General features: G+C 44.6%; 1 protein-coding gene. It reads right to left on the bottom strand.

The window, feature by feature from the left end:
* Positions 1 to 523 (bottom strand): hypothetical protein (locus ACFIJP_RS09760; protein WP_375627235.1); only part of this gene is annotated, 523 nt, incomplete at both ends.

The raw sequence follows: 523 nt of genomic DNA, 5'->3' as shown, positions 1-523 counted from the left end.
TTTGGAAAGAAATATCGCTATATTCCGTTTTTTCTGTGATGACAGGCGTGCTATCGGCTTCGTTTTTCAGGGTTTTGGTTTGGATATTTAAGTTTCCACCAGCTTGAATAAAGCCTGCTTTATTGACAAGCGAAAGGCTTTTTCCGCTGCCATCTGCATTGGTGAAAGATAAATCACCCTCTGCCATTATGGCACCAAAATCATTGAGCAAAGTCCCATCAACTTGTAAAGCACCATTGCCCTTCACATAAATTAAGCCCGTTTTGTTGTTGGTCACATTGCCCGTCACGCTGAAGACTAAATCCTGCCCTGCTGCCAATTGACCGCTATTTCCAAGCTCCCCCGTTTTGATCACGAAATCTCGCGCCGCTAAAACAGAAGTTGCCTTATCAACCATAACGCTTGGAGCAATAAAGAGAATATCTCCAGTTCCACCCTGATCTGTCACGGCTTGGAGCCGCGCATTGTGAATATCAAGGGCATTGGTGCTTTGAAAGTCTAAACCGCCATAAGTCAATTCGCT

Origin of the sequence: Bartonella sp. MU37NMGALS, assembly GCF_042194015.1 — a bacterium.
GTDB lineage: Bacteria > Pseudomonadota > Alphaproteobacteria > Rhizobiales > Rhizobiaceae > Bartonella > Bartonella grahamii.
Note: the sequence above shows the minus strand (reverse complement) of the source record. Positions and strands in the feature narration are given on the sequence as shown.